At 70.5% G+C, this 21,304-nt stretch carries 21 protein-coding genes; 10 read left to right on the top strand and 11 right to left on the bottom strand.

What is annotated here, in order from left to right; genetic code table 11:
* Positions 1–71 precede the first annotated feature (71 nt).
* Both ABEA07_RS03490 and ABEA07_RS03485 read left to right on the top strand, forming a co-directional pair.
* Positions 72–821 carry a 4Fe-4S dicluster domain-containing protein gene (locus ABEA07_RS03490; RefSeq protein ID WP_345535907.1) on the top strand — a complete coding sequence of 250 codons (750 nt, stop codon included), beginning with the start codon at positions 72–74 and terminating at the stop codon, positions 819–821.
* Complete coding sequence (locus ABEA07_RS03485; protein WP_345535906.1) at positions 818–1,741, top strand: dimethyl sulfoxide reductase anchor subunit family protein; 924 nt, start codon at positions 818–820, stop codon at positions 1,739–1,741. The genes ABEA07_RS03490 and ABEA07_RS03485 overlap by 4 nt, the downstream gene beginning before the upstream one ends.
* 35 nt (positions 1,742–1,776) lie before the next feature.
* On the opposite strand, the gene ABEA07_RS03480 is transcribed toward ABEA07_RS03485, so the two are convergent.
* Positions 1,777–2,511 (bottom strand): response regulator, encoded by a 735-nt coding sequence (locus ABEA07_RS03480; protein ID WP_345535905.1) that lies wholly within the window; start codon positions 2,509–2,511, stop codon positions 1,777–1,779.
* A 163-nt stretch (positions 2,512–2,674) separates the two neighbouring features.
* On the opposite strand from ABEA07_RS03480, the gene ABEA07_RS03475 reads away from it, so the two are divergent.
* Positions 2,675–3,652: a hypothetical protein gene (locus ABEA07_RS03475; protein ID WP_345535904.1), complete on the top strand. Its 978-nt coding sequence runs from the start codon at positions 2,675–2,677 to the stop codon at positions 3,650–3,652.
* 25 nt (positions 3,653–3,677) lie between these two features.
* On the opposite strand, the gene ABEA07_RS03470 is transcribed toward ABEA07_RS03475, so the two are convergent.
* Complete coding sequence (locus ABEA07_RS03470) at positions 3,678–6,662, bottom strand: PAS domain S-box protein (RefSeq protein ID WP_345535903.1); 2,985 nt, start codon at positions 6,660–6,662, stop codon at positions 3,678–3,680.
* A gap of 263 nt (positions 6,663–6,925) precedes the next feature.
* Here ABEA07_RS03470 and ABEA07_RS03465 point away from each other — a divergent pair, with 263 nt between their 5' ends.
* Positions 6,926–8,629, top strand: coding sequence for a phospholipase D-like domain-containing protein (locus ABEA07_RS03465; protein WP_345535902.1), 1,704 nt, complete (start codon positions 6,926–6,928; stop codon positions 8,627–8,629).
* A gap of 77 nt (positions 8,630–8,706) precedes the next feature.
* Here ABEA07_RS03465 and ABEA07_RS03460 read toward each other — a convergent pair whose 3' ends face one another.
* The 9 genes from ABEA07_RS03460 to flgA all read right to left on the bottom strand — a co-directional run bounded on the left by ABEA07_RS03460 (position 8,707) and on the right by flgA (position 16,458).
* Entirely contained in the window at positions 8,707–10,176 is a 1,470-nt protein-coding gene (locus tag ABEA07_RS03460; RefSeq protein WP_345535901.1) for a cytochrome P450, read from the bottom strand.
* A gap of 125 nt (positions 10,177–10,301) precedes the next feature.
* The gene (locus ABEA07_RS03455; protein WP_345535900.1) at positions 10,302–11,000 is read right to left on the bottom strand and encodes a tetratricopeptide repeat protein; all 699 of its coding nucleotides are present in this window, start codon (positions 10,998–11,000) and stop codon (positions 10,302–10,304) included.
* Positions 10,997–11,854, bottom strand: coding sequence for an SDR family oxidoreductase (locus ABEA07_RS03450; RefSeq protein WP_345535899.1), 858 nt, complete (start codon positions 11,852–11,854; stop codon positions 10,997–10,999). Before ABEA07_RS03450 ends, ABEA07_RS03455 begins: the two co-directional genes overlap by 4 nt.
* Positions 11,851–12,549 carry an iron-containing redox enzyme family protein gene (locus ABEA07_RS03445; RefSeq protein ID WP_345535898.1) on the bottom strand — a complete coding sequence of 233 codons (699 nt, stop codon included), beginning with the start codon at positions 12,547–12,549 and terminating at the stop codon, positions 11,851–11,853. The genes ABEA07_RS03450 and ABEA07_RS03445 overlap by 4 nt, the downstream gene beginning before the upstream one ends.
* Positions 12,550–12,574: 25 nt before the next feature.
* Complete coding sequence (locus ABEA07_RS03440; RefSeq protein ID WP_345535896.1) at positions 12,575–14,008, bottom strand: AMP-binding protein; 1,434 nt, start codon at positions 14,006–14,008, stop codon at positions 12,575–12,577.
* Positions 14,005–14,634 carry a thermostable hemolysin gene (locus ABEA07_RS03435; RefSeq protein WP_345535895.1) on the bottom strand — a complete coding sequence of 210 codons (630 nt, stop codon included), beginning with the start codon at positions 14,632–14,634 and terminating at the stop codon, positions 14,005–14,007. Before ABEA07_RS03435 ends, ABEA07_RS03440 begins: the two co-directional genes overlap by 4 nt.
* Positions 14,635–14,878: 244 nt before the next feature.
* Positions 14,879–15,391, bottom strand: coding sequence for a flagella synthesis protein FlgN (locus tag ABEA07_RS03430; RefSeq protein WP_345535893.1), 513 nt, complete (start codon positions 15,389–15,391; stop codon positions 14,879–14,881).
* A 5-nt stretch (positions 15,392–15,396) separates the two neighbouring features.
* On the bottom strand, positions 15,397–15,693 hold the full coding sequence (gene flgM, locus ABEA07_RS03425; RefSeq protein ID WP_345535892.1) for a flagellar biosynthesis anti-sigma factor FlgM: 297 nt from the start codon (positions 15,691–15,693) through the stop codon (positions 15,397–15,399).
* A 72-nt stretch (positions 15,694–15,765) separates the two neighbouring features.
* The gene (gene flgA, locus ABEA07_RS03420) at positions 15,766–16,458 is read right to left on the bottom strand and encodes a flagellar basal body P-ring formation chaperone FlgA (RefSeq protein WP_345535891.1); all 693 of its coding nucleotides are present in this window, start codon (positions 16,456–16,458) and stop codon (positions 15,766–15,768) included.
* 163 nt (positions 16,459–16,621) lie between these two features.
* Between flgA and flgB the strand changes: the two genes are divergently transcribed.
* The 6 genes from flgB (at position 16,622) to flgG (ending at position 21,063) form a co-directional block, all read left to right on the top strand.
* On the top strand, positions 16,622–17,026 hold the full coding sequence (gene flgB, locus ABEA07_RS03415) for a flagellar basal body rod protein FlgB (protein WP_345535890.1): 405 nt from the start codon (positions 16,622–16,624) through the stop codon (positions 17,024–17,026).
* A 30-nt stretch (positions 17,027–17,056) separates the two neighbouring features.
* Complete coding sequence (gene flgC / locus ABEA07_RS03410; protein ID WP_345535889.1) at positions 17,057–17,467, top strand: flagellar basal body rod protein FlgC; 411 nt, start codon at positions 17,057–17,059, stop codon at positions 17,465–17,467.
* Positions 17,468–17,498: 31 nt separating this feature from the next.
* Positions 17,499–18,185 carry a flagellar hook assembly protein FlgD gene (locus tag ABEA07_RS03405; protein ID WP_345535888.1) on the top strand — a complete coding sequence of 229 codons (687 nt, stop codon included), beginning with the start codon at positions 17,499–17,501 and terminating at the stop codon, positions 18,183–18,185.
* Between the two features lie 85 nt (positions 18,186–18,270).
* Positions 18,271–19,485, top strand: a complete 1,215-nt coding sequence (gene flgE, locus ABEA07_RS03400) for a flagellar hook protein FlgE (protein WP_345535887.1) — start codon at positions 18,271–18,273, stop codon at positions 19,483–19,485.
* 22 nt (positions 19,486–19,507) lie between these two features.
* Positions 19,508–20,251 carry a flagellar basal body rod protein FlgF gene (locus ABEA07_RS03395; protein WP_345535886.1) on the top strand — a complete coding sequence of 248 codons (744 nt, stop codon included), beginning with the start codon at positions 19,508–19,510 and terminating at the stop codon, positions 20,249–20,251.
* A gap of 29 nt (positions 20,252–20,280) precedes the next feature.
* Positions 20,281–21,063, top strand: a complete 783-nt coding sequence (gene flgG, locus ABEA07_RS03390; protein ID WP_345535885.1) for a flagellar basal-body rod protein FlgG — start codon at positions 20,281–20,283, stop codon at positions 21,061–21,063.
* The last annotated feature ends 241 nt before the right edge of the window (positions 21,064–21,304 follow it).

Genomic DNA, 21,304 nt, shown 5'->3' with positions numbered 1-21,304 from the left:
GCTGCGGCGAGGGCTGCGGCTGCGCGACGGCGGCGACGGCGGCGACGACCGCCGCCGCCCGGGGCGCGGACCTGGCGCCGCCCGCGGCCAGGCGCGGCGAGGCGCGCCCCGGCGGCCACGAACGCGTGCGCGCCGAGCCCGGCGAGACCCTGGCCAAGCAGCTCGCGCTGGTGATCGACCTCAACGTCTGCGTCGGCTGCCATGCCTGCGTGACCTCCTGCAAGCAGTGGAACACCTCCGGCAGCGCCGGCCCGCTGGCGGACGAACAGCCCTATGGCGCCGACCCCACCGGCACCTTCTTCAACCGCGTGCAGACCTACGAGGCCGGGTCCTTCCCCGGCACCGAAACCATCCATTTCCCCAAGAGTTGCCTGCACTGCCAGGACCCGCCCTGCGTGCCGGTGTGCCCCACCGGCGCCAGCTACAAGCGCAAGGAAGACGGCATCGTGCTGGTCGACTACGACAAGTGCATCGGCTGCAAGTACTGCGCCTGGGCCTGCCCCTACGGCGCGCGCGAGCTGGACGAGGAGCGCCAGGTCATGACCAAGTGCACCCTGTGCGTGGACCGCATCTACGACGAGAAGCTGCCGCAGGAAGACCGCAAGCCCGCCTGCGTGAAGGCTTGCCCGACCGGCGCGCGCCTCTTCGGCGACGTGAAGGACCCGGACTCCGAGGTGTCGAAGGCGATCCGCGAGCGCGGCGGCTATTCGCTGATGCCGGAATGGGAGACCAACCCCGCCAACCAGTACTTGCCGCGGCGGGTGACCGACGCCGCCGGCGGCGCGAGCCGCGTGCAGCCCAAGCTGGGAGGCATGTCGTGAAGCCCGCGTTCTCGGTCGTCGTCTTCACCACCGTGGCGGGGGCGGCCCAGGGCCTGGTGGCCACGCTGGCGCTGGCCTCGCTGGCGGGCCTGCCGCTGTCGCCGGGCTTCCTCGGCAGTTCGTTGCTGGTCGCGATCGTGATGCTGCTGGTCGGGCTGGGGGCCTCCTTCGGCCACCTGGGGCGGCCGGAGCGAGCATGGCGGGCGGCCATGATGTGGCGCACCTCCTGGCTCTCGCGCGAGGTGATCGTGCTGCCGGCCTTCATCGCGCTGGTGGCGCTGTGGTGGTGGATGTTGCGCCAGGGGCCGGTGGCGGCCTGGCTGCCGCTGGCCGCGCTGTTGCTGGCCGCGCTGCTGTGGTACTGCACGGCGATGATCTACGCCTGCCTGCGTTTCATCCAGGAGTGGGCGCAGCCGCTGACGCCGGTCAACTTCGCGCTCATCGGCCTGTCCTCCGGCCTGGTGCTGGCCAGCGCATTGGCGGCATTCGCCAACGAGCAGGCACTGTTGTCGGTGAGCGGGCCGGCGGCCCTCGTCCTCACGCTGGCGGCCGGTGCGGCGCGGCTGCTTTCGCTGCGCCGCAATGCCGCGCTGGTGCCGCGCTCCACGCTGCAAACGGCCACCGGCATCCGTGCGCCCAAGCTGGTGCAGAAGTCCATGGGCATGTCGGCCGGGGCCTTCAACACGCGCGAGTTCTTCCATGGCGTGAGCCGCGCGGCGCTGCGCCAGGTGAAGTGGGGCTTCATGTTGTTCGCCTTCGTGGTGCCGGCGCTGCTGTTGCTTTGGGCGCTGGCGACGCCGTCCCCCATGGCCTTCGCGCTCGCGCTCGTTGCACAGACGCCGGGGTTGATCGCGGAGCGCTGGTTCTTTTTCGCCCAGGCGCGGCATCCGCAGAACCTGTACTACCAGGTCGTGTCCTGAGAAGGGGTGAGCGACCCCGCCAGTTGCCAGTGAGCTTATGTGTCGGGCACGAACATGTAACCCGCGTTGCGCACCGTCCGGATACACCGCGGCTCGCCGGTCGGGTCCGGCTCCACCTTGCGCCGCAGCCGCCCGATGCGGATGTCGATCGAGCGGTCGAAGGGCTCCCACTCGCGGTTGCGGGTGTGCACCAGCAACTGGTCGCGCGAGAGCACCCGGTTCGGGTTGGCCAGGAACACGCGCAGCAGGTCGAACTCCATCGCGGTCAGCGCGACCTCCGCGCCGTTGGCCTCGAACAGCCGGCGCGCCTCCATGTCCACCTCGCAGCGGCCGAAGCGCTGGCGACCGCCCGTCAGGGGCGCCGGCGCCGAGGCCGGAGGCTCCGGTGCCCCGGTGCGCGCGCGGGTACGGCGCAGCACGCTCTTGAGGCGCGCCAGCAGCTCGCGCGGGTCGAAGGGCTTGGCAACGTAGTCGTCGGCGCCGATCTCCAGGCCGACCACCCGGTCGATCACGTCGCCGGAGGCCGTCACCATGATGATCGCGAGGTCGTGCCGCTCGCGCAGGTACTTGGCCAGGCTCAGACCGTCCTCGCCCGGCAGCCGGATGTCGAGCAGCACCAGGTGCGGCGTCTCCTGCTCGATGCATTCGCGCATCTGCTGGCCGTTGGCCGCCTCGCAGGTGGAGAAGCCGTGGCTGCCGAGGTACTCGCGCAGCATCGCGCGCACCGACGCGTCGTCGTCCACGATGAGCACACGGGCGGGCTCGTCCATGGCCGGCATTCTGCCGTGTGATCCGGCTGCTACACAACTGCAACAAGGTGGAGGACGGGCGTCGCGCGGCGGTTACCCGCGCTGTCCAGACTGCGGTCCAGGACACACGATCCTGCCGTGGAGCGCCGGCACCGCGCTCTTCTTCACACCCGGGGAACAAGCCATGACCACCGCCACGTCCACCACCACCACCTCCCGCTACGCCAAGGTCATCGAGATCTCCAAGCGCGTGCGCTGGGAGATCGAGCGCGACCTGATCCGCGGACGCGACTTCGACTACGGCCGCCCCTTCCTGCCCGAGGGCCTGTCGCTCGCCGACGAACTGGAATTCCTGGACGCCGGCGACCGCCGCCTGCTGAGCCAGGTGCAGGGCCGCACCTATGCCTACATGTTCGGGCTCGCGGAGCGCTTCATCAGCGCGAAGATCATGGAGATCGGCCATGCCCGCGCCTTCGGCGACCAGGTCGAGATGGAGGCGCTGGTGCGGATGACCGACGAGGAACTCAAGCACCAGGCGCTGTTCCGCCGCCTCGAGGACATGATGGCCGCCGGCATGCCCGCCGGCTACCGCAAGACGGCGGAGCCGAACGCGGTGGCGCAGGCCGTGCTGGCCGGCAGCACCTGGGCGGTGCTGGCGCTGACGCTGCATATCGAGCGCTTCACGCAGGCGCACTACCGCGCCAGCATCGGCCCCGACGAGGCGCTGTGCCCGTTGTGGAAGGACGTGTTCCTCTTCCACTGGCGCGAGGAAGCCCAGCACACGGTGCTGGACGAGCTGGAGTTCCTGCGCGCGGACGATCAGGTGGATGCCGCCGCGCGCGACGCGGCAGTGGACGACCTGATCGGGCTGGTGGGCGCCTTCGACGCCATCCTGCAGGGCCAGGCGACGGCCGATGCCGCCTACTTCTGCGCCCTGGCCGGCACGCCGATCGACGTCCTGCGGCAGCGGCGCATCGAGGGCCTGATTCTGAAGGCCTATCGCTGGCAGTACCTGGTCTCGGGCTTCATGGAGCCGCGTTTCCGCAAGATCCTTTTCTCGTGCCTGGACGATGCCCAGGCGATCCGCGTTCGCAACGCGATGGCGCCGCTGGTCTACGCGGTGCCGCAGCAGGCTGCGGTGTTCGACGCGATGGCGGCCTGAACGGGCCTGCGCGGGGCGGTGCGCCTCACGCGGTCGCCACGCCGAGCAGCTCGCCCAGCGTGGCGCGCAGCCGCTCGGCATCGATGGGCTTGCGCAGCAGCGTGCGCACGCCGCACTGCTCCAGCTCCTGCGGATCGAATGCGCCGGCGTTGCCGCTGATCAGCACCACCGGCAGACTGGGCCGCAGCGCGCGGGCACGCGCGGCCAGCTGCAGGCCGGTCATGTGCGGCATGGTCTGGTCGGTGATGAGCAGGTCGGCCTCGTGCGCCGGCTCGGCCAGCCAGGCGGCTGCGGTCTGCGGCTCGCGTTGGAGCTGCACGCGCAGACCCCAGCTGGCCAGGCGCTCGACCAGGAAGTCGCCCACCATCGGGTCGTCCTCCACCACCAGCACGTTCCCGCGCAGGGCCGGCACGTCCGCGGCGATCGCGCGGCGCGGCGCGGGGCCGGCGGCGTTGCAGGCCGGGACCGGGGTGGCGGCGCGCGGCAGCATCACCGAGAACACCGAACCGTGCCCGCGCGCCGTCTGCACGCGCAGGTGGCCGCCGTGGCCATGCACGATGCCGTGCACCATCGCCAGCCCCATGCCCGAGCCGCTGCCCGGTGCCTTGGTCGAGAAGAAGGGGTCGAAGATGCGCTCCAGCAACTCCGGCGCGATGCCGCTGCCGCTGTCGGCCACGCTCAGTTCCACCCACGGCCCGCCGTCCACCGGCGCCCGGCACGAGGCGCACTGCCAGCGCTGCTGCGCGTGCGCATTCAGGTGCACGCTGATGCGGCCGGCACCATCCAGCGCGTCGCGCGCGTTGATGCACAGGTTGAACAGCACCTGCTCGAGCTGCACCGGATCGACCGCCACGCACAGCGGAGCGCCCAGGTCGTCGACATTGGCGTTGCCGCCCAGCGTGACCGAGGAGGGCAGGGTGGCGCGCAGCAGGCGCAGCGTCTGCCGCACCAGCGGGCCGACGTCGAGCACGCGCGCCTCGCCGCGCTGGCGGCGCGCGAAGGCCAGCATCTGCGCGATCAGGTCGCGTGCGCGCTGCGCCGCCAGGTGCGCCTGGCCGAGCTGGCGCTGCAGCATCGGGTCGTCCAGCGCCTGGGCGCGCTCCTCGCCCAGCACCAGGTAGCCGATCACGCTGGTGAGGATGTTGTTGAAGTCGTGCGCGATGCCGCCGGTGAGCTGGCCGATGGCCTCCATCTTCTGCGCCTGGCGCAGCTGCGCCTCCAGGGCCAGCCGCGCCGCCTCGGCCTCGCGGCGCGCGCTGATGTCGCGCACGTGGCCGACGAAGATGTTGCCCCCGGGCGCCTCGGCCACGCTCACCGCCAGTTCGACCGGAATCTCCTCGCCGCTGGCGGTGAGGGCGGTGGTCTCGACCAGCCGGCCCACCATCGGGCCGTTGCCGCCCAGCGGGAGTTCGCGCACCCAGCGCCGGTGTGCCTCGCGCCGGCGCTCGGGCACGATCACCTCGGCCACCTCGCGGCCGAGCACCTCCTCGCGCCGGTAGCCGAACACCCGCTCGGCGGCGGCGTTGAATTCGACGATGCGGCCTTCGCCGTCCATGCCGATCACGCAGTCGAAGGCGGCCTCGACCGTGGCGCGCAGGCGCGCCTCGCTGCGTTGCAGCGCGCGCTCGCGTTCGCGGCGCTCGGTGATGTCGCGGGTGAAGGCCAGGATGTGGCGGCGGCCGTTGAAGGTGGCGGGCTTGAGGCGCACCTCGTCCCAGTGCAGGCTGCCGTCCTTGTTGCGGCGTTGCCATTCGAAGGGAGGGCACTGGCCCTGCTTGGCCAGCTCGATCCAGCGCGCCGCCTCCACGGCGGTGTAGGGCGGCACGTTCGAGCTGACGTCGGCCACCGACAGGCGCACCAGTTCGTCGTGCGGGTAGCCGAAGGTCTCGCAGGCCTTGCTGTTGACGTCGATGATGCGGTCGCTGTCCCAGTCGTGCACGAAGATCGCGTCCTCCGCGGTCTCGAAGATGGTGCGGTAGCTGGCCTCGGAATGCTGCAGCGCCTCGCTGGCGGCCAGCCGCTCGACCTCGGCGGCGGCGCGCATGGCGAAGATCTTGAGCATGGACTCCACCCGGTCCAGCTGCGTGAGCGGCCGGCGCGAGGCGACCGACACCACGCCCAGCGGTGTGCCGTCGGTCGCGGTCAGCGGGTAGCCGGCGTAGCTCACGGTGCCTTGGACCTTGGCGTCGTCGTCGTCGGGGAAGAGGGCCTGCAGCTCGCTCGGATAGGCGCGGAACTGGTGGCCCAGCACCGTCTCGCAGGGCGTACCCGCGAGGTCGTAGCACACGTCGCGGATGACCTCCCCGTCGAGGTGCATGGCCAGCATGCGAAGCTGCTTCGCCTCGCAGCACTCGTGCCGCGCGATGAACGCCACCTCCACGTGCAGGATGGTCGCGAGCAGCCGCACCAGCTCGTCGAAGACCGAGCCGGTGCCCGCGTTCGAGACCGCCAGCGCCGCCGAGCGCAGGGCTTCGTCGGTGCGGCCGCGCTCGATCTCCGCGGCCACGCGGCCGGCGACGATCTTGAGCATCGCCTCCGCATGCTCGGCGTCGCCGCCGGCGATGGGTTGGCGGTCCATCGCGACCAGCAGGCCCAGCGCTTCGCCGCCGCTGTCGCGCAAGGGGAAGGCGGCATAGGCATCCATGCCCTTGGCGGCGAACAGCGAGCCCGGCGGAAACTGCGCCGCCACGCCTTCGCCCATGTAGCGGAACTCGCCGCCGACCACGCGTGCGCACGGCGTGCCGGCGAGGCCGTAATCGAAGTTCTGCAGGGTCCGGCCGTCCAGCCGCACGGCCAGGGTGCGCATCAGGCTGCAGGCGTTGTCGGAGTAGACGGCGATGAAAACGGTCGGTACCTCCAGCGCCTCCGCCAGCTCGCGCACCAGGGCATCGAAGAGGCCCGGGCCGCTGGCCTGCGCCACCGCCAGCGCCACCCGGCGCAGCGACTGCAGCTGGGCCGTGAGGCCGGCCAGGCGGTCGTCGTCGGTGGATGTCGCTGCCAAAGCGTGCATGGCGCGAGTCTAGGCGCGAGCAACAGCGTCGTGGTCTTCATTGCCCGACGAATACACGGCGGATACATCGCGGTTTCGCGCGTTGCGCGGCGAAGCGAAACAGCTACCGACGCGTGTTCTTTCGAAATGCTGCGAATACGGTGGCCGTCCATCCTCGCAAGCATCGGCCCGCAGTGGGCCGGACCCCGAGAGCCCCAGAGAACCGTCAAGACCGTCCCAGAGAAACCAGAGCACCCCGAGTCCGGGGGAGAGGAGTGTTGGCAATGTCCGAGCGTGCGTTCCCTTCGCTGTTGACCGAGCTGCAGCGCCTGCGCTGGGCCTTTCATGCCTGGTGCCTGATGCTGCCCTGGCTGCTGCGCAAGCCGCTGTCGCGCGAGCTGCGCCGGCTGAGGCCCGGCATCGGCTCGGTGCTCGGCCATGCGCTGGCGGCCATGCTGGGCACCGGCTGCGCCAGCCTGCCGGCGCCGGTACCGCAGGCCGAGCGCCCGCACTCGAGCGCGATCGCGCAGGTGGCCCACACGCGCCTGGCCCAGGTGGCGCGCGTCTCGGCCGAAGGCGCGAGCCCGGCGCTCTCCGGTTTCCGGCTGCTGGCCGACGGCGACCAGGCGCTGGACGCGCGCATCGCGCTGGCACGGCGGGCCCAGGTCTCGCTGGACATCCAGTACTACCAGGTGGCGGCCGATGCCACCGGCCGGCGCTTCCTGCGCGAACTGGCCGACGCCGCCGCGCGCGGCGTGCGGGTGCGCCTGCTGGTCGACGACCTCTATGCCGGCGACAGCCGCCTGCTGCTGGCCGGCCTGGCGGCGCAGCCGAATGCCGAGGTGCGGCTGTTCAACCCGCTGCCGCAACGCCGCGGCGCGGTCGCCACGCGGGTGGCGCTGTCGATGCACGAGTTCGAGCGCATCAACCGGCGCATGCACAACAAGCTCTTCATCGCCGACGGCTCCCTGGCCCTGATCGGCGGGCGCAACATCGCCGACGACTACTTCCAGCGCGGCGGGCGGTCGAGCTTCATCGACATGGACGTGCTGTGCGCCGGCCCGGTGGTCGGCGGCTTCGAGACGGTGTTCGACCGCTTCTGGAACAGCGAGCAGGTGTGGCCGGTGCACGCACTGCTGCCGGAGGCCGAAGAGGAGGGCCGGGCGCGCCGGTCCTTCGCGCAAGCGGTCATGGACCTGGGCCCCACGCCGGCTGTCGCGCCACTGGACCGCCTCGGCTACCGCCCGGTCGCCGCCGAACTCGACGAGGGCCGGCTGATGCTGCATTTCGCGCCGGCGCAGCTGATGGCGGACGGCCCCGACAAGGTCGAGGCCGACACCCGCGGCGCGCCCGATGCCTTTGCGCTCGAAGGCGCGCTGAAGGCGATGCGCGAAGCACGCTCGCAGGTGCTGGTGGCCAGTCCCTACCTCATCCCCGGCCAGCGCGGGCTGGCGCTGATGCGGCGCGCCCGCGCCAAGGGCCTGCGGGTCGTGCTCATGACCAACGCGTTGGCGGCCACCGACGAGCCGCTGGTGCACTGGGGCTATGCGCGCTACCGCGCCGAGATGCTGCGCATGGGGGTCGAACTGCACGAACTCAGCCCGGTGCTGCGACGGCGCGCGGGCGCCTCGCCCGGCGAGTCGGCCTCCTCGACGGGCCGGCTGCACGCCAAGCTGGCGGTGATCGACGGGCGGCGCCTGCTGATCGGCTCGATGAACATGGACCGCCGATCGATGCGTGCCAACACCGAGCTGGGCCTCCTGATCGACAGCCCGGCGCTCGCGGTCGAGGTCACCCAGACCCTGCAGCGCGACCGCGACACCGGAAGCTGGCGCCTGCGCGCCGGCGCCAGCCGCCCGGGCAGCATCGAATGGGTGGCGCAGGAACCTGGCGGCGAGGTGGTGCATGCGCGCGAGCCGGGGGCGGACTGGGTCACGCGACTGAAGCTGGGGCTGATGTCCTTGTTCGTGGCGGAAGAACTGCTCTGAGGGCCTGCCGTGCCTGTTCGAAGGCCCCGAAGCGCGGTGCGTACGCTGCTGACACGCTGAGCTTGCCGACGCCGGCGTCAATCGGCCGGCATTCCCGCATCCGTCCCCAGCCGCAGGTGCAGGCCGACCGGGTGCATCGTGAATTCCAGGATCTCGTCGGGCGGCGTGCCGTCCGGCGTGCCGACTTCCAGCAGCTGGAAGTCCCGCGCCAGCATGCTGAGCACGAGCTTGATCTCCAGCATCGCCAGGTAGCGGCCCGGGCACAGCCGGGGCCCCGCGCCGAAGGGCATCGACAGGCGCTTGGGTGAGTGCACCGAAGCGGCGCCGTCGGCCAGCCAGCGTTGCGGGATGAAGGCCCGAGGCGCTTCGATCGCTGCATCGTCCACCGCGCCGGGCCGCATCAGCAGATACAGCCGCGTGCCGTGGGGGATGTGCACATCACGGATCGCGGTGTCGCGCACGGCATCGAGGATCAGCAGCGGCGCCACCGGGCGCAGGCGCATCGCCTCGCTCGCGCAGGCTTCCGCATAGGGCATCTGCCGCAGTTCGTCCAGCGCCTGCGCCACCGGTGCGTCGCGCAGCACCGCGCGGGCTTCCTCCACCAGCCGCTCCCAGGCTTCGGGATGCTCGTGCAGCAGGTAGAAGGTCCAGGCCAGCGTGTTGGCGGTGGTGTCCTCCGAGGCGGTGAGCATGGTGAAGACGTTGCCCCGGATGTCGGACTCGCTCAGGGCGCTGCCGTCCGCGTCGCGGGCGGCGAGCATGGCCTCCAGCAGGTCGGTCGGCTGCTCGCGCCGTTCGGGATGCTGCCGCAGGCGCTCGCGCCCCTGCGCGATGATCTGGCCGATGATGCGATGCAGCGTGGCGATGCGCCTGTCGTGCGCGATGTCCGAGGGCAGCCTGACATACCGCCAGTACGCGAACGGCAGGTTCATGCGATGGAAGACCATCGGGAACATGTGCTTGAGGTTGTCGTGCAACTCGCTCTGCGCGTTCTCCAGGGTGTTGATGTCCAGGCCGTAGGCGATGCCGGAGGCCGCATCCACCGAGTAGTGCATCAGCTCGTCCTGCAGGTCCATGACCTTCTTCGCGTGCGCTGCGACGATCCAGCGCTTGCGCAGCCGCCGCGTCACGCGCGTCAGGGTCGGCATGTAGTTGCGCAGGTGCTCGGGGTCGAAGCCGGCCATCACCATGCGGCGCTGGCGGCGCCACTCGTCGCCTTCGGCGGCAAACAGCCCGTAGGCATCCGATTCCCGCGCGATGGAAGCGAAGTTCCTCGGTCGGCTCCAGGTATCCGGGCGCGCGCGCAGCACGGCGGCGATGTCCTCGGTCCCGCTGATGACGACGATCTGCTGCCGTGCGACCCGAAGCCGGTAGGTGTCGCCGTAGGTGCGGGCCCAGCCTTCGAGCTGCAGGTGCAGGCGCGACACCTTGAGCTGCAGCAGGTGGCCCAGCACCAGCGATTCCTTCGGCCCCGGCAACTGGCTGATCGACGTGGGCCGCTGCGCGCTCGCGGCAGCGGCAGGGGGACGCTCGGAGATCGCGCTCATCCTTCTCTCCTCGGCCGGCAGTGATGGGGCTCCTTCTACAGGGCATCCATCGCCGCGCGCTTTGCAGAGATGATTCGGATGCAACCAAGCGTAGCGGCCGTGCGCCGCGCACGGCCTGGGCCCGCCTACTTGCTCTTGGCCTTTTCGAGCAGGGCGCGCGCCTCCTCGCGCCGGCCCGCGTCCGCCACCTGGCGTCCGGGCCGCGGCGGCGCCTGGATCGCGCGCTCGAGGTAGGCCACGGCCTGGTCGGGCTGCTTCGTCTCGATCAGGTACTCGCCGTAGAAGAAGTTCGGATCGATGCCCTTGGGATTGAGGGCCAGCGCTTTCTGCAGCAGTTCCTTGGCCTTGGCCTTGTCGCCGAAGCCGACCGGCCAGCCGGGGACCTTGTAGTAGAGAACGCCGAGGCTGTTGTAGGCCGAGCCGTCCAGCACGTCGCCATCGATGCGGATGGCTTCTTCGTACAGCGCCTTGGCCTGCTTGACCAGGCCGAGGGCGCCGAGGCCGCCGCGCTCGCCGGCCCAGGAACTGACGATGATGCCTTCCCACACCAGTGGCTCGCTGCGGCCCGGATGGGCTTCGCTCACCTTGTGCGCGCGGGCCGCCAGCGCCTCGAAGCGCTTCTCGCGTTCGGCCGGCGGGGCCTGGTAGCGGATGGTCTCCCATTCACGCTGCAGTTCGGCGACGGCATCTTCGACGCCGGCGGCATGGGCCACCCGAGGCACCAGGGGCGCAGCCACCAGTGGTGCGACGACTGCAGCCAGCAGCAGGGCATGCAGCGCGCGGCGGGAAGGCATGGGGATGGAAGATGGTTGTTTCGTTGTCATGATTCGAGTCCCTGGAACGCCGTTGTCGGCGAAGTGGCGCCTGGCGCTGCATCCGCTTTCGCGGCGGCGGACAGGCAGTTGCGATGCTTGACGAAGGCCGCGTCCATCCGTGCAGGCGCGAGCCCGTTCAGCCGGACCGCCCAGGCCTCCGGAAAGCCGAGAAAGCGCTCGGTGGCCTCGCTCTCCAGCAGCTCGAGCATCGCCTGCGCCACCGCCTCGGGGGTGTCCGAGGCGGTGCCGGTGGCTCGGTTGTAGGCCTCGACGCCGGCCGAGTTGAAGGGCGTGCGCGTGCTGCGGGGTCCGAGGTACTGCACGCGCACGCTGCTGTCGCCCAGCTCGCGGCGCAGGGCCTCGGCAAAGCCGCGCAGGCCGAACTTGGTGGCGCTGTAGACGCTGTAGCCCGGCAGGCCGATGCAGCCCAGCACCGAGCCCACGCAGATCACCTGGGCGCGCTGCAGGCGCCGCAGATGCGGCAGCAGCGCGCGGGTCAGCAGCATCGGCGCCAGCAGGTTGGTGTGCAGCACCTGGGCCATGTCCACCGGGTCCAGCGACTCCAGCGGGCCGAAGCTCGGCGCCCCGGCGCAGTGGACGAGCACATTGCATCCCCACTCGGCGGCGATTTCCCCCAGCTCCTCGAGTTCGGCGGCCTGGGTCAGGTCGGCGGTGCACCACTGCACACGGGGCGTTCCGGGGGCGGCGTCGCGGCTGAGCGCATGGGCCTGGGTCGACAGCTTTTCGGGCGTGCGGCCCACCAGCATGACCGAGGCACCCGCGTTCACGAAGCGCGCTGCGGCCGCCGCCCCGATGCCGCCGCTGCCGCCGGTGAGCAGGATGCGGGCTTGGGCGGCCTTCATGCGGTGGCTCCCGCCACATCGGTTGCCGCCGTGTCCGCGGCGACCTGCGGCAGCGGCAGGCTGCGGAACACGTCGCCATAGAGGCGGTAGAAGGCGCGGGCCGCGTGCACGATGTCGGCCTGGTCCTCCGGGGCCTCGATCCGGTCCATCAACAGCGCGAAGTGCGCCGTGTGTTCGCGGTCGAGCGTGCCGTGCGAACGCAGGTAGCTGAAGGCGGCGTCGGGCAGTTGCAGGGACTGCTGGATGCGGTCGGCGGCCAGCAGGGCCAGTGAGACGCTGGTGCCTTCGAGCACGTGCACCATGCCGAAAAAGCCGAGCGGATTGCGCCGCGCGACGGTGTCGTAGGCATAGGCCACCATGACCTCGGTGGCGTGGCCGGGCGTGCCGTCGCGCGTGGCACCGGCATCGCCGCCGGCGGCGCGGATGTCGTCGAGGATCCACTGGTCGTGGCCCTGCTCCTCCTCGATGTACTCGTCCAGGGGGCCTTGCAGCCATGCGTTGCGCGCGGGCAGGGCGGCCCTGCAGGCCCGCAGCAGCGGCACGGTGTGGCGCACGTGGTGGTAGGCCTCGTGCAGGAAGGCGAGGTAGCTGGGCAGCGACACCTGGCCGCTCAGGCAGCCCTGGATGATGGGCGCGCCGAGCAGGCCGGCGCGGGCGTCGGCGCTCTGCTCCAGCAATCGGGCGTAAAAACTCATGGAGACTCCTTGAAGGCGAGGGTGTTCAGATCGATGCGATGCCCAGGGCATCGGCGTGGGCGCGCAGGATCGCGGCGCGCTGCGGGCGTCCGTTGGGGGTGGCCATCCCGCACTCGGCGTTGAAGGCAGCGCGGGCGCGCGTCCAGTGCTGCACGCGCGCGTAGTCGGGCAGTCCGGCGTTGGCGGCCTCCACGGCGGCCTGCAGCGCCGCATCCGGCGCATCCGCCTGCACGGGCCACAGCACCGCGGCAAGCGCGGCCTGGCCCTCGCCGAACACCACGGCCTGGCCGATGGCATCCTGGTCGCGCAGGGCGGTTTCCACCCATTCCGGCGACACGTTGCGGCCGAAGGCGGTGATCAGCACCAGCTTCTTGCGGCCCTGGACATGCACGAAACCGTCTTCGTCGATCGTGCCCAGGTCGCCCGTGGGCCACCATGGCGGGGGCACTTCGGTGCTGCCGAGATAACCTGCGAGCAGGCTGCCGGCGATCTCGATCTCGCCATCGGCTGCGATGCGCAGGCGGGCATGCGGCAGGGCGCGCCCGGCGCTGCCGGCGCGGTCGGCGCCGGGCAGATTGAGCGTCTGGACCGATGCGCCCTCGGACAGCCCATAGCCTTCATAGGCCGGAATGCCCAGCGCGCGGGCGCCCTGGAGCAGTCGCGCGCCCACCGCCGCGCCCCCCACCGCCACCAGCCGCAGCGAGGCGGGTGCGCGCTGCCCGCTGGCGGCCAGATGGGCGGCCCAGGCGCGCAGCATCTGCGGCAGCAGGATCATGCTGTGAGGTTGGTGCAGGGCGACCGCGGCCTGGAAGGCCGCGGGGTCGAAGCGGGACGACCCGGTCAAGCCCAGCGACTGCAGCGGCAGGACGATGCAGGTGGCGCCGCGTGCCAGCGGTGCCATCAGGCCGGCGATGTTCTCGAGCAGCACGGCGAAAGGCAATGCGCAGAGATGGCGGCGGATGTCCAGCGGCTCCATCGCCTGCACCAGGCCATCGGCCACGCTGCGCATGGCGTCCGCAGAGAGGCACACACCCTTGGGTGTGCCGGTGGTGCCGGAGGTGAAAGTGATCTTTGTCGTGCCCGCCGGCATCGGCACCGGCTCGGCGGGCAAGCGCACGCAGGCGAGCATCGTGCCCGCGACCTCGCACGGCGTCGATGGTGCCTGGGGCCAGCGCGCGGCCAGCGCGGGCAGCGTGAGCACGGTGTCGACGCCCGCGGCGCGCAGCACGTGGGCGATCTGCTCGGGGCTGAAGAAGAGCGGCAGCGGGACGTGCACCACGCCCAGGCGCGCGGCGGCGAGGTCGGCCGCCACCCAGGCGGGCGAGTTGTCCATCAGCGTGGCAAGCACCTGCGTGCGCTGCGACACCAGGCGCTCGGCCAGCGCATCCACCTCATGGCCGAGTTCGGCGGCGCTCCAGCTGCGCCGGCCGTCGTCCAGGGCTGCGGCGGCCGCCGTCATCCGCGGGCCCTCGCGGCAGCGGAGCGCGCCAGGTGGCGCAAGGCCTGCCGGAGCTGACCGGCCAGCACCAGCGGGCGATGATCGTAGTAGCTGCCCCAATGCCCGGCCTCTTCGCCGAGTGCGGCGGGGTCGGCCTGTCCCAGCACCAGCGGCGCGATGCCGATGCGAAGCAACAGGTGGCGAAGTTCTTCCGTCGCGGTGCCGACCACCCAACGGAAGCGCTGTGCGGCCAGGTGCGGGCCCAGCTGGAAGAAGAGGCGCCGGCCTTCGCCCGCGCGCGACGCGGCCAGGTGGCCGATCTCGACGATGCACTCACGCGGCGGCTGCGCGTGGCCGTGGCTCGCCAGCAGCGACTCCACCGGCGCATCGAGGTAGCGTTCGAGAAAGAGCGGCATCTGTGCCGCGGGCCGGTACCCGGCCGCCGCGGCGATGTGGCCGTCGGGGTCGCGCAGGCTCACCAGGACCGGGGCGAAGTCCTGCACGTGCGCGCCGTAGCGGGAGGCGTAGATGTGCCGGACGAAGGCCTCCACCTCGCGGCGCCGGGGATCGTGCGGCGGATGAAGGATGACGGATGCTGCGTCGGCCTGGGCGGCGTGGCCGGCCTGTTCGGTGAAAGACAGGTCCATGAACGATCGAACTCTCTTCGGCAATGCCCGCAGACCCGCGGGCGGACTCCGGACATTGTCAAAACCGTTGATGAACGAGGGCTGAAAGCGCCGGCCGGCGCGGGTTGGGGGCCGACCAAGAAGCGCAACGCCAACTGAACGACGCCCAGCCACTGCCGACGCGTGCGTTCAAACCAAAGGCGTCGGAAAAAGCTCGGCAGAGAGGGGGCCACCACGCCGGCATTCAGGCCGGCGCAGCGTCGAATCAGCCGACCGCCAGCCGATTCCCGCTGCCACCCACCGCCCGGCGGATCCCATCCGGCCCATAGAAGGGCAGGGCCGTCGCCTGAAGGTAGTGCAGCGCGTTGCGGGTGAAGTCGAGCTGGCCGTGCACCATCGATCCGTTGTGGTGGTTGCCCGCCTTGGCGCGCTCGGCCAGGGCCAGCAGTGCGGTCCAGGTTTCGCGCGCCGTTGCGCCGGCCGCCGTGGCGGCTGCGTCGGCGCCGGCGCGGCCGGGCTCGAAGCCCATCGCCACCTGCGCCGATTCGCGGGCCCGGTCCAGCGTGGCCATGCGGTCGAGCAGGCCGGACTTGCGTTCGGTGAGCAAGTCCAGGCCGGCGTAGAGGCCCGACTGCAGCGCCCGGGCTTCGTCGTCCAGCACGCCCAGGAATTCTTCCACGCAGGCCTTCTCGGCCAGCAGGTGCGACAGCAGCACGGCGGGTGCGGGCGCCCCTTCGACTGCGCTGCGATGGGGCTTCGGAGCGGCCGTGCGGATCATCGTCGTCAGCCCTTCTGGCCGGCCAGCAACTCGCGCACGCTGTCGATCAGGCCGTCGGCGATGCGCTCGGGGCGCACCTGGTAACTGCCGTCGCGGATGGCCTGGCGGATCTCGGCGACGCGCTCGGCGTCGAAGTCGCCGCTGACGCCGCCGGGCATCGAATGGATCTGGGCCGAGGATGACAACTGCACCGTGTCCCGCGCCTTGTCGGCGGCTTCGGCGCCGGCGGCCGGCTGGGCCTTGGCGCCCTTGCCCGCGCGGGAGAGGGAGGTGGCCGAAGAGGCGGGGTGTTCGATCTTCAAGATGGTTCCTCAATGGTTGACTGCCTTATCGGCGGCCCGGACCGGAAACTTTAGGGCGCGATGCCGTTCATGCTACTGCGCCAGGCGGATCTGGCCTTCCTCGTCCGCCACGCCGCTGAGCAGGCGGCCGTCGCGGGTCTTGGCCTGCACCAGGGCACCGGCTTCCGCCCGGCTCAGGGCGCGCGCCTCGGTGCTGACGGTGAAGCCGGGGCCGCCGGCGATCACCTGGACCGTCTGGCCCTGCTGGATCACCACCGTGCCGCGCAGCTGCTCCCTGCGCAACGGCGCGCCGGCGGCGACGCGATTGACCGCCACCATGCCCTTGAGTTCGGCGGGGTCGGCCAGCACGGACCTGGGCAGTTTGCTCAGGTCGCCGGTGCGGGCGGCCACGTCGCCGGCGCCGATGGGCTGGCCGGCCTCGATGGCGCGCGCGGCCACCAGGTAGCGGCCTTCCACCGCGACATGGGCCTGGATGTAGCGCGTCCACGGCCGCTCGCCGGGGCAGCGCAGCCCCACGGAGACACGACCCCAGGCGGAGGCGCCGTTCGGCAGGAAGGCTTCCGGCGCGTCGCAGGGCGGCAGCGCGGCGGCCGGCATGGCGACCTTGATGCGGGCGCGGCCGGGCAGGCCGGCTGCCTGTTCCTGGAGGAACTGGCGCACCGTTTCCTCGGCGTCGGCGGCTGCCGCCGGGCAGGCCGCGGCACCCAGGCCCGCAGCCAGGGCCAGCGGGAGCGAACGGAGGAATAAGGAGGTCTTGTCCATCATCGGTCCCGAGGATTCTAGAAACGGCTGGCACCGCGCGAAGGTGCGAAGTGCACACCAAAACCCCCTTTGTTCGGCCCATTGCAAACCGGGCCCGTGCATAGACTCGCTTTCCATCTGTCGCCACGCCCGGCCCGGGCCGCGACCGCAAAAGGATGGAAAGCACATGATCGACAAGCTGGATGCGGCGCTTCGCTTCAACCGCGAAGCCCTGAACCTGCGGGCCCAGCGCCAGGAAGTCCTGGCCTCCAACATCGCCCACGCCGACACGCCCAACTACAAGGCACGCGACTTCGACTTCAGCGCCCGCCTGGCGCAGGCGGTGGAGCACGGCCGCGGCGGCCAGGCCATGGCGATGGCCGCCACCTCCGCCCGCCACCTGCAGGGCGAGTCCCGCGCGATGCCGGACGCCGACCTGCTCTACCGCGTGCCCACGCAGTCCAGCATCGACGGCAACACCGTCGACATGGACGCCGAGCGCGTCAACTTCGCCGACAACGCGCTGCGCTACGAGGCCAACCTCACGCTGATGAGCGCCAAGATCAAGTCGCTGTTGGCAGCGGCCCAGTAAAGAAGAAGAGAAGGAAAAGAAGGAACCGCCATGCCCAGTGCCTCCATGAGCATCTTCGACATCACCGGCTCCGCCCTGCGGGCCCAGTCGCAGCGCATGAACGTGACCGCGAGCAACCTGGCCAACGCCGAGAGCGTGGCCGGTCCGGACGGCCAGCCCTACCGCGCCAGGCAGGTGGTCTTCCAGGTCGCCCCTTCCAGCCGCCAGGACATCGGGGGCGTGCAGGTCGCCGGCGTGGTGGAAGACGCCGCGCCGCCGAAGATGGTCTACGACCCCAAGAGCCCCCATGCCAACGCGCAGGGCTACGTGAGCATGCCCAACGTCAACGTGGTGGAGGAGATGACCAACATGATCTCCGCGTCGCGCAGCTACCAGGCCAACGTCGAGGTGCTCAACACCGCCAAGACGCTGATGGTCAAGACGCTGAGCATCGGCCAGTAATCCCTTCCAACCCTCCAAGAAAAACACCTCCATGGCGGTCAACGACGCTCTTTCCTCGCTCGCCGGTGCAGGCTCGAGCCAAAGCGGCAACACCAGCGGCATCAGCGGCTCCGACAACGAGCAGCGCTTCCTCAAGCTGCTGGTGACGCAGCTCAACAACCAGGACCCGCTCAACCCGATGCAGAACGCCGAGCTCACCTCGCAGCTCGCGCAGATGAGCACCGTCACCGGCATCGAGAAGCTCAACGCCACGCTGTCGGGCCTGGTCAACCAGAGCGGCACCAGCCAGGTGCTGCAGGCGGCCTCGCTGGTCGGCTACAACGTGCTGTCGCCCGGCAACCAGATCGCGACCAGTGCGCCCAAGGACGGCGAGGAGCCGGTGCCCGTCCCCTTCGCCGTGCAGCTGCCGGGCACGGCCGGCGACGTGCAGGTCAAGATCGTCGACGGCTCGGGCCGCACGGTGCGCACGCTCGAGCTCGGCTCCCTGCCCGAGGGTGTGAACGCCGTCACCTGGGACGGCAAGGCCGACGACGGCTCGGCGGTGCCCGCGGGCAACTACAGCTTCACCGTGGTCGCGAGCAACGACGGCGCGAGCGTCTCCGCCACCGCGCTCACCTTCGCCCAGGTGGCGGCCGTCAAGCAGGGTGCCAACGGGGTCGTGCTGGAGCTGGCCAACGGGCGCAGCGTCAGCCTGGACGACGTGCGCATGTACCTCTGACGACGCTGCAAACCCTTCACCCCTCGCGGGCCGTGGCGTCGCCGCTGCAGGCCGCTTCATCCACGCATAGCAACAAGGATCGATCATGAGTTTTTCCCAGGGCATCAGCGGCCTCAACGTGGCTGCCGCCAACCTCGACGTCATCGGCAACAACATCGCCAACTCGAACACGGTGGGCTACAAATCCGCCGCCGCCACCTTCCAGGACATCTACGCCGGATCGCGCATCGGACTGGGCGCCTCGGTCTCGGGCGTGGTGCAGAACTTCACCCAGGGTGTCACGCAGACCAGCAGCCGCCCGCTGGACGTGGCCATCCTCAACGGCGACGGCTTCTACCGCCTGCAGAGCCCGAGCGGCGAGATCATGTACTCGCGCAATGGCCAATTCACGCGCGACAAGGACGGCTACATCGTCAACGGGCAGGGCCTGCGCCTCACCGGCTACGGCGTGACCGCGGCCGGCGGCCTCTCCGGCGGCACGCCCACCGCGCTGCAGATCCAGACCGCCTCGATGAACCCGAACGCCACCACCGGCGTGGAGGCCGAGTTCAACCTCGACTCGCGCCAGTCCGTGCCGACCAAGACGCCCTTCGACGCCACCGATTCCGGCACCTTCAACTACTCCAACTCGGTCGGCCCGGTGTACGACTCGCTGGGCAACCCGCACGAGCTCACCGTCTACTTCGTGAAGACCGGCCCCAACGCCTGGAGCGCCTACGGCCAGGCCGACGGAGCCGATCTCAACGGCGGCGCGGCCCTCGCCGGCATCACCTTCGACACCAACGGCAACATGACGGCGCCGGCCGGCGGCAGCTTCAACATCGCGGGCCTGAACTTCGCCAACGGCTCCGCCGCGATGAACATGACGGTGGACCTCTCGGGCACCACCCAGTTCGGCAACGCGAACGGGATGACCAAGCTCAAGCAGGACGGCTACACCGCCGGCACCCTGACCTCGTACTCGATCAACCCCGACGGCACCATCACCGGCAAGTTCTCGAACGAGCAGACCAAGCTGATGGGCCAGGTGGTGCTCTCCAGCTTCGCCAATCCGAACGGCCTGGAACCCAAGGGCGGCAACGCCTGGGGCGAGACCCTGGCCTCCGGCCCCGCGATCACCAGCACGCCGGGCGAGGGCACCAAGCAGGGCTCGCTCGAAGCGGGTGCGGTCGAGGCCTCCAACGTGGACCTCACCTCCGAGCTGGTCAACCTGATCGTCGCGCAGCGCAGCTACCAGGCCAACGCGCAGACCGTGAAGACGCAGGACCAGGTGGTCCAGACCCTCATCAACATCCGCTGAGCGGGTCTGGCAGGAACCCCACGTGGACCGCATGCTCTACGTCGCCATGAGCGGCGCCAAGCGCGTCATGGACGAACAGGCCGTGAGCGCCGCCAACATGGCGAACGTCTCGACGCCGGGCTTCCGTGCGCAGATCAACGCCGCCCGCGCGGTGCCGGTGGTGGGCGAGGAGGCGACCACGCGCGCCTTCGCGGTCGCCACCACGCCGGGTGCCGACTTCAGCCATGGCCCTCTCACGCAGACCGGCCGCAACCTCGACGTCGCGGTGCACGGCGACGGCTGGCTGGTGGTGCAGACGCCCGACGGTGGCGAGGCCTACACCCGCGTGGGCAACCTGCAGGTCGGCGCCGACGGCCAGTTGCTGACCATGGGCTCGCGCCCGGTGGTGGGCGAGGGCGGCGCGCTGGTGGTGCCGCCCGGCTCCACCGTGCAGATCGCCGCCAACGGCGCCATCACCGCGCGCGGCGCGGGCGACCCGCTGGTGGGCGTGGCCGAGGTCGGCCGCCTGAAGCTGGTCAATCCGCCCACCACCGACATGGTGCGCGGGGAGGACGGCCTGTTCCGCATGCGCGAGGGCCTGCCGCCGGCCGAGGCCGACGCGGCCGTCACCGTCAGCAGCGGCGTGATCGAGGGCAGCAACGTCAAGCCGGTCGATGCCATGGTGGCCATGATTTCCCAGGCCCGCAGCTTCGAGATGCAGATGAAGTCCATCCAGACCGCGGACAACAACGCCCAGTCGGCCAACAAGCTGCTCGCCTACAGCTGACCCCCTCCAGACACAAGGACCCATTCGCCATGATGCGCTCGCTCTACATCGCCAAGACCGGCCTCGATGCCCAGCAGACCCAGCTGGACGTGGTCTCCAACAACCTGGCCAACGTCGGCACCACCGGATTCAAGCGCAGCCGCGCGGTGTTCGAGGACCTGATGTACCAGAACCTGCGCCAGGTCGGCGGCCAGACCTCCGACCAGACGCGCCTGCCCTCGGGCCTGCAGATCGGCACCGGCGTGCACGTGGTCGCCACCGAGCGCATCCACGCGCAGGGCAACATGACCAAGACCGACAACCCGAAGGACGTGGCCATCAACGGCGCCGGCTTCTTCCAGGTGCTGATGCCGGACGGCACCACCTCTTACACGCGCGACGGCTCGTTCCAGACCGACCGCGACGGGCAGTTGGTCACCGCCAGCGGATTCCCGGTGCAGCCGGCCATCACCATTCCGCAGAACGCGACCAGCATCACCATCGGCCGCGACGGCATGGTCTCGGTCACGCAGGCCGGCAGCACGGCCACCGTGCAGGTGGGGCAGCTGCAGCTGGCCACCTTCCTCAATCCCGCCGGGCTGCAGAGCCTGGGGGAGAACCTCTACGCGGAGACCGATTCGTCCGGGGCGCCCAACCAGCTCAACCCCGGGCTGGAAGGCGCGGGCATCCTGAGCCAGGGTTACGTCGAATCGTCGAACGTCAACGTGGTGGAAGAGATGGTCAACATGATCCAGACGCAGCGCGCGTACGAGATCAATAGCAAGGCGATCACGGCTTCCGATCAGATGCTTCAAAGGCTGGCTCAGCTGTGATGAGACGGCCTGGGTCCTTGGATGTCTTGCTCCCTGTTGCTCTGGGAGAGGGGTGGGGTGGGGGCTCTGGGCCTTTGCTTTGGCGGTGTTCTTTTTTTGGCTTGGACTTGGCGTGTGGGGCTTTGTTTTGGCCTTGTTGGGTGTTTGGCGCAGGAGCCGGGAATTCGCCCCGGCGGGCGAGTCACTTTCTTTGTCTCGCCAAAGAAAGTAACCAAAGAAAGGCGACCCCACTGTGCGCGTC

Origin of the sequence: Variovorax defluvii (assembly GCF_039541515.1) — a bacterium.
Classification (GTDB): Bacteria; Pseudomonadota; Gammaproteobacteria; order Burkholderiales; family Burkholderiaceae_C; genus Variovorax; species Variovorax defluvii.
Note: the sequence above shows the minus strand (reverse complement) of the source record. Positions and strands in the feature narration are given on the sequence as shown.

Bases quoted from the DNA above. Each gene is read 5' to 3' on its own strand.
- ABEA07_RS03480 (WP_345535905.1), bottom strand. From the start codon at position 2,511: ATGGACGAGCCCGCCCGTGTGCTCATCGTGGACGACGACGCGTCGGTG.
- ABEA07_RS03475 (WP_345535904.1), top strand. From the start codon at position 2,675: ATGACCACCGCCACGTCCACCACCACCACCTCCCGCTACGCCAAGGTC.
- ABEA07_RS03470 (WP_345535903.1), bottom strand. From the start codon at position 6,662: ATGCACGCTTTGGCAGCGACATCCACCGACGACGACCGCCTGGCCGGC.
- ABEA07_RS03465 (WP_345535902.1), top strand. From the start codon at position 6,926: ATGTCCGAGCGTGCGTTCCCTTCGCTGTTGACCGAGCTGCAGCGCCTG.
- ABEA07_RS03460 (WP_345535901.1), bottom strand. From the start codon at position 10,176: ATGAGCGCGATCTCCGAGCGTCCCCCTGCCGCTGCCGCGAGCGCGCAG.
- ABEA07_RS03455 (WP_345535900.1), bottom strand. From the start codon at position 11,000: ATGACAACGAAACAACCATCTTCCATCCCCATGCCTTCCCGCCGCGCG.
- ABEA07_RS03450 (WP_345535899.1), bottom strand. From the start codon at position 11,854: ATGAAGGCCGCCCAAGCCCGCATCCTGCTCACCGGCGGCAGCGGCGGC.
- ABEA07_RS03445 (WP_345535898.1), bottom strand. From the start codon at position 12,549: ATGAGTTTTTACGCCCGATTGCTGGAGCAGAGCGCCGACGCCCGCGCC.
- ABEA07_RS03440 (WP_345535896.1), bottom strand. From the start codon at position 14,008: ATGACGGCGGCCGCCGCAGCCCTGGACGACGGCCGGCGCAGCTGGAGC.
- ABEA07_RS03435 (WP_345535895.1), bottom strand. From the start codon at position 14,634: ATGGACCTGTCTTTCACCGAACAGGCCGGCCACGCCGCCCAGGCCGAC.
- ABEA07_RS03430 (WP_345535893.1), bottom strand. From the start codon at position 15,391: ATGATCCGCACGGCCGCTCCGAAGCCCCATCGCAGCGCAGTCGAAGGG.
- flgA (WP_345535891.1), bottom strand. From the start codon at position 16,458: ATGATGGACAAGACCTCCTTATTCCTCCGTTCGCTCCCGCTGGCCCTG.
- flgB (WP_345535890.1), top strand. From the start codon at position 16,622: ATGATCGACAAGCTGGATGCGGCGCTTCGCTTCAACCGCGAAGCCCTG.
- flgC (WP_345535889.1), top strand. From the start codon at position 17,057: ATGCCCAGTGCCTCCATGAGCATCTTCGACATCACCGGCTCCGCCCTG.
- ABEA07_RS03405 (WP_345535888.1), top strand. From the start codon at position 17,499: ATGGCGGTCAACGACGCTCTTTCCTCGCTCGCCGGTGCAGGCTCGAGC.
- flgE (WP_345535887.1), top strand. From the start codon at position 18,271: ATGAGTTTTTCCCAGGGCATCAGCGGCCTCAACGTGGCTGCCGCCAAC.
- flgG (WP_345535885.1), top strand. From the start codon at position 20,281: ATGATGCGCTCGCTCTACATCGCCAAGACCGGCCTCGATGCCCAGCAG.